9 protein-coding genes are annotated in these 12,489 nt (G+C 71.9%); 4 read left to right on the forward strand and 5 right to left on the reverse strand.

Features of this window, described 5'->3' with window-relative positions:
* Positions 1–146: 146 nt before the first annotated feature.
* The gene (locus OG453_RS41535; RefSeq protein WP_266873970.1) at positions 147–1,346 is read right to left on the reverse strand and encodes an ROK family transcriptional regulator; all 1,200 of its coding nucleotides are present in this window, start codon (positions 1,344–1,346) and stop codon (positions 147–149) included.
* A gap of 37 nt (positions 1,347–1,383) precedes the next feature.
* Positions 1,384–2,838 (reverse strand): xylulokinase, encoded by a 1,455-nt coding sequence (gene xylB / locus OG453_RS41540; protein ID WP_266873971.1) that lies wholly within the window; start codon positions 2,836–2,838, stop codon positions 1,384–1,386.
* Positions 2,839–3,029: 191 nt separating this feature from the next.
* Between xylB and xylA the strand changes: the two genes are divergently transcribed.
* Both xylA and OG453_RS41550 read left to right on the forward strand, forming a co-directional pair.
* Positions 3,030–4,196 (forward strand): xylose isomerase, encoded by a 1,167-nt coding sequence (xylA, locus tag OG453_RS41545; protein WP_266873972.1) that lies wholly within the window; start codon positions 3,030–3,032, stop codon positions 4,194–4,196.
* A gap of 309 nt (positions 4,197–4,505) precedes the next feature.
* Positions 4,506–4,775 (forward strand): hypothetical protein, encoded by a 270-nt coding sequence (locus OG453_RS41550; protein ID WP_266873973.1) that lies wholly within the window; start codon positions 4,506–4,508, stop codon positions 4,773–4,775.
* Between the two features lie 16 nt (positions 4,776–4,791).
* Here OG453_RS41550 and OG453_RS41555 read toward each other — a convergent pair whose 3' ends face one another.
* The 3 genes from OG453_RS41555 to OG453_RS41565 all read right to left on the reverse strand — a co-directional run bounded on the left by OG453_RS41555 (position 4,792) and on the right by OG453_RS41565 (position 10,788).
* Complete coding sequence (locus tag OG453_RS41555; RefSeq protein WP_266873974.1) at positions 4,792–6,144, reverse strand: esterase-like activity of phytase family protein; 1,353 nt, start codon at positions 6,142–6,144, stop codon at positions 4,792–4,794.
* A 454-nt stretch (positions 6,145–6,598) separates the two neighbouring features.
* On the reverse strand, positions 6,599–7,921 hold the full coding sequence (locus tag OG453_RS41560; RefSeq protein ID WP_266873975.1) for an SWF or SNF family helicase: 1,323 nt from the start codon (positions 7,919–7,921) through the stop codon (positions 6,599–6,601).
* Entirely contained in the window at positions 7,918–10,788 is a 2,871-nt protein-coding gene (locus OG453_RS41565; RefSeq protein ID WP_266873976.1) for a DEAD/DEAH box helicase, read from the reverse strand. The genes OG453_RS41560 and OG453_RS41565 overlap by 4 nt, the downstream gene beginning before the upstream one ends.
* Before the next feature lie 248 nt (positions 10,789–11,036).
* Between OG453_RS41565 and OG453_RS41570 the strand changes: the two genes are divergently transcribed.
* Entirely contained in the window at positions 11,037–12,089 is a 1,053-nt protein-coding gene (locus OG453_RS41570; RefSeq protein ID WP_266873977.1) for an acyl-CoA desaturase, read from the forward strand.
* Between the two features lie 177 nt (positions 12,090–12,266).
* Complete coding sequence (locus OG453_RS41575) at positions 12,267–12,449, forward strand: hypothetical protein (RefSeq protein WP_135331034.1); 183 nt, start codon at positions 12,267–12,269, stop codon at positions 12,447–12,449.
* Positions 12,450–12,489: the final 40 nt, after the last annotated feature.

The raw sequence follows: 12,489 nt of genomic DNA on the forward strand, positions 1-12,489 counted from the left end.
GGGGAGGTCGGCGGTGACCGTCAGCAGGTCCTGGAGGTCCTGTCGTTCCGCGTAGGGCCGGTCGTACTCGGCCGCGCCGGCCCCAGACCATGGGCGAGGGAGAGCGCGGCTCTTCCGGCAGGCCCGCCGAACCGGCTGAAGGTCCGTCAGGGCACTCCCGCCGGATCGTCGAGGACCGCCCGTACGACCGAGTGTGCGGCGCCCAGCAACGGTCCGTCGGAGCCAAGTCGGGAGACCGCTACGCCGCAGCCCGTCCCCGCGGTGCGGCGCTCCAGCTCGGCCTCCAGCGGTGGCAGGAGCCACGGCGCGAGCCGGGAGAGAGCCCCGCCGAGCACCACGGACCGGGGGTCAAGGAGGTTCACCGCACCGGTGAGGGCGATGCCCAGGGCGGTCCCGGCGTCGTGCAGCGCGCGGCGCACGTCGTGGTCGCCCTGCCTGGCACGCTCGGCCAGGAGCCCGACCCGGTCCGCTCCAGGTGCAAGGCCCGCGCTCCGTAGTACCGCTTCCTCACCGGCGTACTGCTCAAGACAGCCACGACCGCCGCACGGACACGCCGGGCCATCGGGCCGCACCGGAACATGTCCGAGCTCACCCGCGAAGCCGCGCGTCCCGCGCAGCAGCCGTCCGTCGACGACCAGCGCGGCACCGATGCCGATCTCGGCGGAGACGTGGAGAAAGTCCTGCGGCACCTCGTCGCCGAGCCACAGCTCGGCCAGCGCGCCGAAGTTCGCCTCGTTGTCCACCGTCAGCGGCAGCTTGCCCGGCAGCAGCGCGGCGAGGTCGACGTCATGCCAGTCGAGGTTGGGGGCGTGGACGACCGTGCCCGTGTCGCGGGCGACCAGACCGGGCACGGCGACGGCGAGACCCGCAGGGCGCAGCCCCTCCCGGCCCGCCTCGGTGTTCACCTGCCGCATCAGCGCGACGAGTTCCTTGATGACCGGCTCGGGGGAGCGCCCCCGGTTGCTGCCCTGACGCACGGCACGCGCGCGTACCTCTCCGCGCAGATCGACCGCGCACACCGCGAGATGGTCGACACCCACCTCCGCGCCGATGCCGGCTGGACCGCGGCCGCTGATCGCGAGGGCGGAGCCGGGCCGGCCCACCCTGCCGGGGCGCTCAGGACCGAGCTCGTCCAGGAGCCCGGAACGGATCAGCTCGTCCACCAAGGTGGAGACCGCGGCCCGCGTCAGGCCGATCCGGGAGGCCACGGCGGCGCGGGACAGCGGGCCGTGCGCGGCGACGGCGTGCAGGACACGCGAGAGGTTCCGGCGGCGCATCCCCTGCTGGGTGTCGGGGAGCTGGGCGCCGGACGCACCCTGCCGCGTGCCGTGCGGTGGTGCGGTCATGCCCCCGTCAGCCCCTGCTCGTCGTCACTCATGGCTTTCACTGCTCATGGGCCGCCTTCTCAAGAAGGGGTGCCGCGTCGGAGATTACCCCGGCGATCCGCGCCAGCGCCGTCTCGTCCCGCTCCACAGGATCGAACACGGGTCCCGCGGCTGTGCCCCAGCGGCGCGCGACCGCCGCCGGATCCTCGCCCGTCAGGATGCCCGCTGCCTGCGCGGCGGCCCCGAGTGCGACTAGCTCCTGGGCCTCGGGCACCTGAACAGGCCGCCCGGAGAGTCGCCGCACGGTGTCCTGCCAGGCCCTGCCGCGCGCACCGCCGCCGATGAGCAGCAGCGGAGCCGAGCGGTCCGCGTCCGCGTCCAGGACCAGATCGAGGGCGCCGAGCAGCGAGTGCACGGCCCCGTCGTACGCCGCCTGCAACAGCTGTCCCGGAGTCGTGTCGTGCCGCAGACCGTGCAGCAGCCCCGAGGCGTGCGGCAGGTCCGGGGTGCGCTCGCCGTCCAGGTAGGGGAGGAGGGTTACTGCGCCGCCCGCCTCCACGGCCTCGCGATCCACGCTCAGGAGCGCGGCCACGCGGTCCACCGCCAGGGTGCAGTTGAGGGTGCAGGCAAGCGGCAGCCAGTCGCCCCGTGCGTCGGCGAAGCCGGCCACCGTCCCGGTGGGATCCGTGGGGCGGTTGCCGGAGACCGCGTACACCGTGCCCGAAGTGCCGAGGCTCAGCACCGGAGTGCCGGGACGCAGACCGAGGCCGAGGGCGGCCGCCGCGTTGTCGCCCGTGCCCGGGGCCACCAGCGTGCCCTTGGAGAAGGGCAGTTCGCCGCTGCCCCGTACGGTGCCGGCGACCTCCCCGGGGCGGACGACGCGCGGCAGCAGCGCCGGGTCGAGCCCGACGAGGTCGAGGATCTCCTCGTCGTACGTCTCCGTCGCCGACGCCCACCACCCCGTCCCGGAGGCATCGCCCCGGTCGGTCGTGCCGGTCCCGGTGAGGCGTTCGGTGAGGTAGTCGTGGGGCAGCCGGACGGCCGCGGTGGCGCGGGCCGCTGCCGGTTCGTGTTCGCCGAGCCAGGCCCACTTGGTCACCGTGAAGGAGGGCCCCGGCACACTGCCGACCCGCTCGGCCCATGCCTTCGGGCCGCCGAGGCGGTCGACCAGGGTGCGGGCCTGCGCCGCCGAGCGCACGTCGTTCCACAGCAGCGCGGGCCGTACCGGCCTGCCGTTCGCGTCGAGGGTGACAAGGCCGTGCTGCTGGCCGCCGACCGACACGGCCGCGGCCTCGCGTGCCGCGTCACCGCACTGGTGCAGCGCCGCGCTGAGGGCGCTCCACCAGTCCTCAGGGTCGCTCTCGCGGGCCGCGCCCGAGCTGACGCCGTGCGGCGCCTGACCGCGCGCCACCACTCTGCCCGTCGCGGCGTCGACGACCAGGACCTTGGTGGACTGCGTGGAGCTGTCCACGCCGACGACGAGTGGACCGTCGGCTGCTGGTGCTGATGACATCGGGGGTCTCCGTTCCCGCGGCTCTTTCCGGGTGCATCCGGACTTCTCTCCGTCCGACCTTCCCAGGGATGCCTCCGGATACTAATTTGTTAAGTGCCATGACGAAATAGTCGTGGCGGCCGCATCTGAGCCCACGGCACAGCCGCGTCCGGGCCGCCCCGCCGCCGCATCAGCCACCCAGGGAGCCGCACATGACGTACCAGCCCACTCCTGAGGACAAGTTCACCTTCGGTCTGTGGACCGTCGGCTGGCAGGGAAGGGACCCGTTCGGAGACGCGACGCGCGCGCCCCTCGAACCGGCTGACTCCGTACGGCACCTGGCCGAACTGGGTGCCTACGGAGTGACCTTCCACGACGACGACCTGATCCCCTTCGGGGCCACGGACACCGAGCGCGAGTCCCACATCAAGCGCTTCCGCCAGGCGCTCGACGCGACCGGCCTCGTCGTGCCGATGGCCACCACGAACCTGTTCACGCACCCCGTCTTCAAGGACGGCGCGTTCACCGCCAACGACCGCGACGTGCGCCGCTACGCCCTGCGCAAGACGATCCGCAACATCGACCTCGCGGTGGAGCTCGGCGCACACACCTACGTCGCGTGGGGCGGCAGGGAAGGCGCTGAGTCCGGTGCCGCCAAGGACGTGCGCGACGCTCTGGACCGGATGAAGGAGGCATTCGACCTGCTCGCCGAGTATGTGACGGAACAGGGATACGACCTGCGCTTCGCGATCGAGCCCAAGCCGAACGAGCCGCGCGGCGACATCCTGCTGCCGACCGTCGGACACGCCCTTGCCTTCATCGAGCGCCTGGAGCGCTCCGAGCTGTTCGGGGTCAACCCCGAAGTGGGCCACGAGCAGATGGCCGGCCTCAACTTCCCGCACTCCATCGCCCAGGCACTGTGGGCGGGCAAGCTCTTCCACATCGACCTCAACGGCCAGACCGGCATCAAGTACGACCAGGACCTGCGCTTCGGGGCGGGCGATCTACGGAGCGCCTTCTGGCTGGTCGACCTCCTGGAGAGGGGCGGTTACGAGGGCCCGCGGCACTTCGACTTCAAGCCGCCGCGCACGGAGGACTACGCGGGTGTGTGGGACTCGGCGGCAGGGTGCATGCGCAACTACCTGATCCTGCGGGAGCGTTCCGCCGCGTTCCGCGCCGACCCGGAGGTCCAAGAAGCCCTGCGCGCCGCGCGCCTCGACGAACTGTCGCTGCCCACCGCCGAGGACGGCCTGAGCGGGCTGCTCGCCGACCGCGGCGCCTTCGAGGACTTCGACGTCACGGGTGCCGCCGCCCGTGGCATGGCTTTCGAACGTCTCGACCAGCTCGCCATGGACCACCTCCTGGGGGCGCGCGGCTGACCCCGAAGCGTCAGTTCGGGTGCATCAACTTCTGCACAGGGGTCGCGTCTTGACCGGCGCGAGGCGACTCTTGACGGTATGGCCATGCCGCCCGTACCGCCGCAGCCTCCTCCTCCGCCGGGTGACGCGCCCCCGCCAGGTGACGGCGGCTTCGGTCCGCCTGGAGGCGGGTACGGACCGCCTCCGGGCGGCGGGGGATGGCCTCCTGAAGGCGGCGGCGGCCTGCCTCCGGACGGCGGCGCCTGGCCGCCGTCGCCACCGCCCGGAGGGCCTCCGGGGCGGCGCAACGGGCTGTTCATCCTGCTCGCCGTGATCATCGCGGTGGGAGCCGTCGTCGCGGTGGTCCTGGTGGCCACCAGTGGCGATGAATCCCCGGGCAAGAAGGGACCGTCCGAGAGCAGCGAGAGCTCGGGCGGCAAGCCCACGCCGTCGCTGAGCATCCCGTCGCAGGTCCCATCGGAACTCCCTACGGAGGTCCCCTCCAACCTGCCGAGCGGCCTGCCGTCAGACTTCCCCAGCGATCTGCCGACCGATCCGGATGACCTGGAATCCCTGATTCCGTCGGCCGCGGGCAACTAGTCGACGGCGGACAGTCTCAGAGGCCCTTCGGCAGCCGCACGTACGTCACGGTGGTCTCGATTCCGCTGTCCACGAGGCGGCCATCTTTGTCGAAGGCCTCGGGGCCGTCCGTCATCCCGAAGTCGTTGTCGTTGATCAGGGCGAGGGTGCGACTGTTCACGAGGGCCACACCCTCGATCTTGTCGGGCACTCCCTCGACGGCGCCTAGGTCGACGACGAGGCGCTTCTTCAGGACGGGCACTCCGGAGCCGGCCGGATCGTCGAGCTGCTCCAGGGAGGGCTCCGTGGCGGCGTCGTCCCACCGGTCGCCGAGGATGTCGGTGCGGCGGTCCAGCTTCACCGTCTGCAGCCGCGCGGCCTTGTCGGTGCGCTCCTCTACGAGGAGCCGGTCACGGCCGACGGCCACTACGGAGGAGATCTTCAGCTCGGCCGTGTCGTCCTCGCCCGGGTCGACGACCCCCACCGGGTCGAAGCGGTACGCGTACTCGGCGGTCACCGCCTGCTTCTTCGGCGAGAAGCGCAGCAGCCGCGTCGTCCGCGAGCCCTCACCGGCGTCCTCGTCGGGGACGGACAGCGGGCTCTGCACCGCCATCACCAGGTCCCCGCCCGGCAGTTGGGCGAGCCCTTCGAAGCCGCGGTTGACCTTGCGGTTCAGCAGGATGCCGGGCAGTGCCTCGGCCACGGGGTAGTCGGCCCCGGACAGCTTCAGACCCTGCGGCACATAGCGCTTGAGCACCTTGCCGCGTGCGGAGACGTGGACGAGCGAGGGGCCGTACTCGTCGACCAGCCAGAAGCTGCCGTCGTCGGCCCGCACGATGCCCTCGGTGTCCAGGCCGTTCGGGTCGTACGTCAGAGGGGTCTTGGCGTCGTACGTGTACGGAGCCTCATCGCGCCCCTCCTGGTTGGGCAGTCCGGTGACGGGCTTTCCGGAGGACGTCGTCAGCGGCAGCGCGTCGATGACCTTCACGGTGTCTCTGGAGACACGGACCTTCACGATCGCCGGATCGAAACCGGGGACGGGAAAGGTGCGCCGCTTCTTGCCGTCCACCTTGATCTGGCCGTTGGGCCCCCGGTCGGTGACGGTCCAGAACTCGCCCTTGCGGCCCGCCGGATAGATGTCGCTGCCGATGCCGCCGAGATGCACGTCCCGGTCGTCGTTCACCGTGCCGGGCAGCAAGGAGTTGCTGAAGGTGCCCAGTGGGATGTCGCCCAGCGTCGCGGTCGAGGTGATCCGAGGCGGCTTCTCCTTGCCGCCGGTCTGCGCGCCCGTGGCGGTTCCGGTCACCACGACCGCCGCGATCACGGCGATCGGCACACCCACGGCGATGGAATGGCGGACGCGACGCTGACGGGCGGCGTGCGGGGACATGGGTGCCTCCTGGGGCGCGAGTTCGGTGACAGCGGTCAGACTTCGCCGTCGCCACGAACGCAAGGAGGCGGAGAGGTGAACGTCAGGGGGCATGGCGACGGCGCCTCCCGCGAGGGGCAGGAGGCGCCGCCGTCCGCCATCGTCCGGTCAGCAGTGGTTGGGCAGGCTGCCCTTGTCGCCCCCCTTCAGGTGGATCGCGATGAGGCGTTCAGGCGGGTCGTGTCCGTGACCCGATGCCCCTGAACCGGTGCGGTCCACGCTCCCGGATGACATGGCCGCGCTCAATCGCTGATCAGGGCGAGTCCGCGCGCCGGTGTTCCCGGCGCGTGCACACGCGGCACGGACGCGCCGGGCGCCGCCGGATGCGTTTCGGCCAAGGGGGACGTGCGGTGTGCCGTGGAACTTCAGCGGTGTGGTGCGGGGCTGTTGTCGCCCCGCACCACACCGGTGGGTGTCACTCGCCGCCGGTCACCACGGCCAGTGCCGTCGCCGGGTCGTGGGTGGCCGGGCCCGCCGGGGTCCACCGGCCGCGTTCCTTGCGGTAGGGCCACCAACGGCCGTCGTCCCCGTGCCGCAGTTGGGCGTCGCCGCCGACCACGGTCCAGCGGTTGCGGGCGGCCCGCAACTGCGGCCGCTCGTCCTCGTCCCAGGCCGCGTCGAGGGCGGCACGCGCGCGTGCCAGGGCTTCGGCGCCGGGCGTCCACTCCTCCTCGAGCACGGACAGCGCGGCGGGTCCGCCGAACTCCCAGGCCCGTACGGCCAGCGCGAGCCCGTCCTTGCCGCGGTCGGACGCCGACGCGAGCCGCGTCACCACCGGCGCGCCCGGCGCCGCGGCGGCCAGCCGCACGGCGTCCTCACCCGGCGTCAACTCCACCTCGACCGGCTGCCGTTCGTGCCCGGGGGCGAGCGCCTCGGCCAGCAGGCGGTGCGCCTCCGCGGCCGCCCGCGCCGCCAGGAACTCGAGCGCCGTCACGTCGATGCCCGGCGCGGGCTCCGCCTCCGTGTCGAGCGAGGGCGGCAGGCCCGGCTCTGAGGGCAGGGGAGGGAGGTCCGGCAGCGGAGGGAGGATGGCGCCCTCGGCGTACGCCACATCGGCGTACACGCCCTCCTGAGCCTCGTCCTGCTCCTCCTCCGGGGTCTCCTCGGCCTCCGCCTGCGCCACGCTGCGTACTTGCAGCTCGTCGAGGAGCTCACGCTCCGCACGGCCGCGCATCAGGAGCAGCACGAACGGATCCTGGTCGAGCAGCCGGGCCATCTGGTAGGAGAGCGCGGCCGTGTGCCCGCAGTGGTCCCACGCGTCACAGTCGCACTCGGGCTCCAGGTCGCCGATGCCGGGCAGGAGTTCGACGCCCGCGGCCGCCGCGTCCTCCACCAGATGCGGCGGCATCTCGCGGTCGAGCAGCGCCGCGATGTGCCCGGCGCGCTCCACGGTCATGCCCAGGAAGCGGTCCCACTCGGCATCGGTCAACTGCTGCAGCAGCACGTCCGAGCGATGCGCAGTGCCGTCCGGGTCCTGGACGACCGCGGTGATGCGCCCGGGACGCACCGACACCGCGCCCACGGCACCCGCGCGCGCGAGCCTGCGGCCGGCCTTCAGCTGCTGGAGGTCCAGCGCTGTGTCCTCCAGCGCCTTCAGCCAGGCCTGGCCCCACCAGCTCTGCGCGAACCCCCGCCCGTGCGCGGGCGGCAGCGCGGCGAAGGTGCGCTCGTGACGGCGCGCGCCCTGCCCGGACTCCTCATGTGTTTCGTCGAACGCCTCGTCGTACGTGTCGTTCATCGCGTCCCCCCTCGCAGCTCCACCAGATCCGACAGTTCGGCATCGGTGAGTTCCGTCAGCGCCGCCTCACCGGCACCGAGGACCGCGTCCGCCAACTCCCGCTTGCGCAGCAGCATCTCGGCGATCCGGTCCTCGATCGTCCCCTCCGCGATCAGACGGTGCACCTGCACGGGCTGTGTCTGCCCGATGCGGTACGCGCGGTCCGTGGCCTGCGCCTCGACGGCGGGATTCCACCAGCGGTCGTAGTGCACGACATGCTCGGCCCGCGTCAGGTTCAGCCCCGTGCCCGCGGCCTTCAACGACAGCAGGAAGACCGGCACTTCACCGTCCTGGAAGCGCTGCACCATCGCCTCGCGCGCCGCGATGGGCGTCCCGCCGTGCAGGAACTGGGAGGGCACGCCACGGGCTGCCAGATGCCGCTCGATGAGGCGCGCCATCTGCACGTACTGCGTGAAGACGAGCACGCCCGCGTCCTCGGCGAGGATCGTGTCAAGCAGCTCGTCGAGGAGTTCCAGTTTCCCGGAGCGCCCTTCGATCCGCGGGGCGTCCTCCTTGAGGTACTGCGCGGGGTGGTTGCAGATCTGCTTCAGCCCGGTGAGCAGCTTGACGATCAGACCGCGGCGGGCGAAACCGTCGGCACCGGCGATCTCCGCGAGGGTCTCCCGCACGACGGCTTCGTACAGACCGGTCTGCTCTGTCGTGAGGGAGACGGCCCGGTCGGTCTCGGTCTTGGGCGGCAACTCGGGCGCGATGCCCGGATCGGACTTGCGCCGGCGCAGCAGGAAGGGGCGTACGAGCTGCGAGAGCCGCTCGGCGGCGGACGGGTCCTTGCCGCCTTCGACGGCTTGCGCGTAGCGGGTGCGGAACGTGCCGAGCTTGCCGAGCAGTCCCGGTGTCGTCCAGTCGAGGATCGCCCACAGCTCGGAGAGGTTGTTCTCCACGGGGGTGCCGGTGAGCGCCACGCGTGCGCGTGCGCCAATGGTGCGCAGCTGCTTGGCGGTCGCCGAGAACGGGTTCTTGACGTGCTGGGCCTCATCGGCGACGACCATGCCCCACGGAGCCTTGGCCAGGCTGTCCGCGTCGAGGCGCATGGTGCCGTAGGTGGTGAGCACGAACTCGCCGTCGGCCAGGTCCTCCAGGCCGCGCCGGGCTCCGTGGAAACGGCGCACGGGGGTGCCGGGCGCGAACTTCTCGATCTCACGCTGCCAGTTGCCCATCAGGGACGTCGGACAGACCACCAGGGTGGGTCCTGCGGACTCGGGGTCCGTCTGCCGGTGCAGATGCAGGGAGATCAGCGTGATGGTCTTGCCGAGGCCCATGTCGTCCGCCAGGCAGCCGCCCAGGCCCAACGAGGTCATGCGGGCGAGCCAGTTCAGACCGCGGAGCTGATAGTCGCGGAGATTCGCGGCGAGCGCAGCAGGCTGGCCGACGGGGTCCATGCCCTCCGGGTCGGCGAGGCGTTCGCGGAGCGTCGCCAGCCAGCCGGTCGGCTGGACGTCCACCCGCTGCCCGGCCACTTCGGTGGTGCCGGTCAGCACGGCGCTCAGTGCGTCGATCGGGGTGACCTTGTGGTCCTGGTCCTCGCGAGCGCGCCGTGCCTCTTCGGGGTCGATGAGCACCCACTGGTCACGCAGGCGCACCACGGGACGGTTGGCCTCCGCGAGTTGGTCGAGCTCCGCGCGGGACAACTCCTTGTCGCCCAGCGCGAACCGCCAGTTGAAGGCGAGCAGTGCGTCGGCGGAGAGATGCGACGGGGTGTCCGACGACGGCTTGTCGGGGTCCCCGGAGTCGTCGTCGGGCGGGCCGATGACCGCGCGGGCGGTGAGGTTGCGCGCCAGCTCCTTGGGCCAGTGCACCTCGACACCCGCGGCGGCGAGCAGCCGCGAGCCTTCGCCGAGGAGCGCGGTCACTTCCTCGTCGGCGAGCTCGATGGCGTCGGGCACGGTGGCCGAGAGCAGCGGCGCGAGCGGCGGCCACGCGCGCGTGGCGCGGCGCAGCGCGAGCAGCGCGTCCATCCGGGAGCGCGGTCCGAAGGCCTGCCCCGAGGCGGCCGAACCGGCCCAGACCTCGGCCGCGTCGGCGACGAGCGAGGGATCGCTGACGCTGTGCATCTGCAGCACGGCGCGGAACGGCAGCCTGCTCTCGTCGGAGGTCTGCGCCACAAGCCCGGGGATCTCGACGCGCAGGGAGACGCGTACGCCCGCGTCGTGCCCTGCGGCGACATCCATGGCCCAGGGCCGCTGCTCGGGGATGTGCTGCGGCTGCGGCGCGGCGAAGGCCGGCGCGCCGGCGGCGACCGCGGCGGCGGGGGTGCGCGGCAGCGTATCGGCCACCGCGTCGAGGAACTGCCGCAGCAGCCGCTCCGGTTGGGGCAGCCGCAGGGGCTCGGTGCCGTCCAGCGGCAGGGCGTGTGCGGCCGGAGGCATCGCCGCCGCGAGGTCGCGCAGGCGCCGCAGGTCGTCGGCGCCCAGCGGGCCCGAGCGCCAGGCGTCGTGGTCACTCGGCGTCAGGCCGGGCAACAGCAGGCCGCGTGCGGCCAGTTGCAGGGCGAGCACGCCCGCTGTCCCCCAGAACGTGGCGGTCGGATGTGCTCCGGCCGTGGCACGCGCGCGGGTCAGCACCGGCAGCGCCGCGCGCACCGGCAGCAGTACGGCCGAGACGTCGCCGGGCCGTGCCCCGCCGTCGTCGCCGGGCACGGCGATGGTGAGCTCCTCTGCGGTGCCGGCCGCGACGGCGGGCGGCGCGTCGCCGTCCGGGTGCCAGAAGGCCACCCGGCCGGTGCGTGCCGGGTCGGCGGGCACGAACAGCACAGAACAACGGGACAGTTCAGAGATCTCGGAAGGTGACACGGCGGGGAGTCTGTGCACAGCGATGGCGCATTCCTCAAACTTGACTACTGAGACCGGAGCGGCCGAGAGTACAGCACGCTGCCGAGCCTGCGTTAGTGCTGGTGACGTGATCCCGATCACGCCACTCCGAAGGTGTAGCTAACCCCCCTGTGGGGCGGTGCTGACCCCCTGCGGAAGACGGGTGAAGGCGCCATGGTTGCCCAAGGTCACCGGCTCATACGTTGAGTGAAGTCCGCCCGATCCAGTCACAGACCGGAGACCTCACCATGCCCCAGGCCGCAGCAGTCGCGGAACGTTCCCCAGGCACCACCGAAAGGCAGTCCGCCGGAAGCGATTTCGCACCCCTGCTGCGCACCGTCAAGGAGCAGGGGCTGCTGGGCCGCCGCACTGGCTGGTACGCCTCGACCATCGCGGTCAACGCGGTCGCACTGGCGGCGACAGCGGCGGGCATGTTCCTGATGGGAGGCTCCTGGTGGGTGCTGCTCCTCGCGCCCGTGCTCTCGGCGCTGTGCGCCCGCACGGCGTTCATCGGGCATGACGCGGGGCACTCCCAGATCACCGGCAACCGCGGGGTGAGCCGCGCTCTCGGCCTCATTCACGGCAACCTCCTCCTGGGGATGAGTTCGGCCTGGTGGAACGACAAGCACAACCGCCACCACGCCAATCCCAACCACATAGAGAAGGACCCCGACGTCGCCGCGGACGTCCTCGTCTGGACCAGCAAGCAGGCCAGGGTCCGCGTCGGCTTCCGGCGCTGGCTCACCCGCAACCAGGCCTGGCTGTTCTTCCCCCTGACGCTGCTCCAGGGCGTCGCCATGAAGATCTACGGATTCCAGGACCTGCGCCGCCAGAGCCCGCGCGAGCGCGTCGTGGAGGGCCTTCTCCTGGTGGCCCACCTGGTCGGCTACGTGACGCTGCTGCTCGTCACCATGCCTGTGGGGCACGCCATCGCCTTCGCCGCCATCCATCAGGCACTGTTCGGCCTGCACCTGGGTCTTGCCTTCGCGCCCAACCACAAGGGCATGGAGATGCCCGATCCCGACGGCGAGCGCTGGGGTCACCTCAGCCGCCAGGTCCTCACCTCGCGCAACATCCGCGGCAGCTTCCTGACCGACTGGTTCCTGGGCGGACTCAACTACCAGATCGAGCACCACCTCTTCCCGAGCATGCCCCGCCCCAGCCTGCGGCGCGCCCAGCCGCTGGTCCGCGCCCACTGCGCGGAGCTGGGCATGCCGTACACGGAGGCGGGATTCGTCGACTCCTACCGGCAGGTTCTGCGCCACATGTACGAGGTCGGCGAGCCGCTGCGGGTCGAATAAGCTCGCCGGCCGATCTTCGAACTGTCCCGTGAGCCGCCTCCGGATTCCGGAGGCGGCTCAGGGTCATGTCAGGGTCGCGCCTCAGGGGTCTATCAGGGGAGCAGACTGGAACTGTGGGCGGCGCGATCCCGTTTCTCAAGACAGAGAGCGGCAGCAGCCGCGAAGGAGGCGACGCACATGTCGAAGAACGCGAAGATCGCCGCAGGAGGTGTGGCGGCCGGCATCATCCTGTTGATCTGGCTGCCCTGGTGGGCCGCCCTCCTGATCGTGCTGGGAGTCCCGGCCGCGGCGTATCTGACACTCGACCCGGCCCAGCGGCGCAGGCTGCGCCGCGCCTCACGCAAGGAGATAGGCCACTGACCGGCCGCTGCTGAGAAGGTGCCACGCCGGTCGGCCAGGG

Source organism: Streptomyces sp. NBC_01381 (genome assembly GCF_026340305.1).
Taxonomy (GTDB): Bacteria; Actinomycetota; Actinomycetes; order Streptomycetales; family Streptomycetaceae; genus Streptomyces.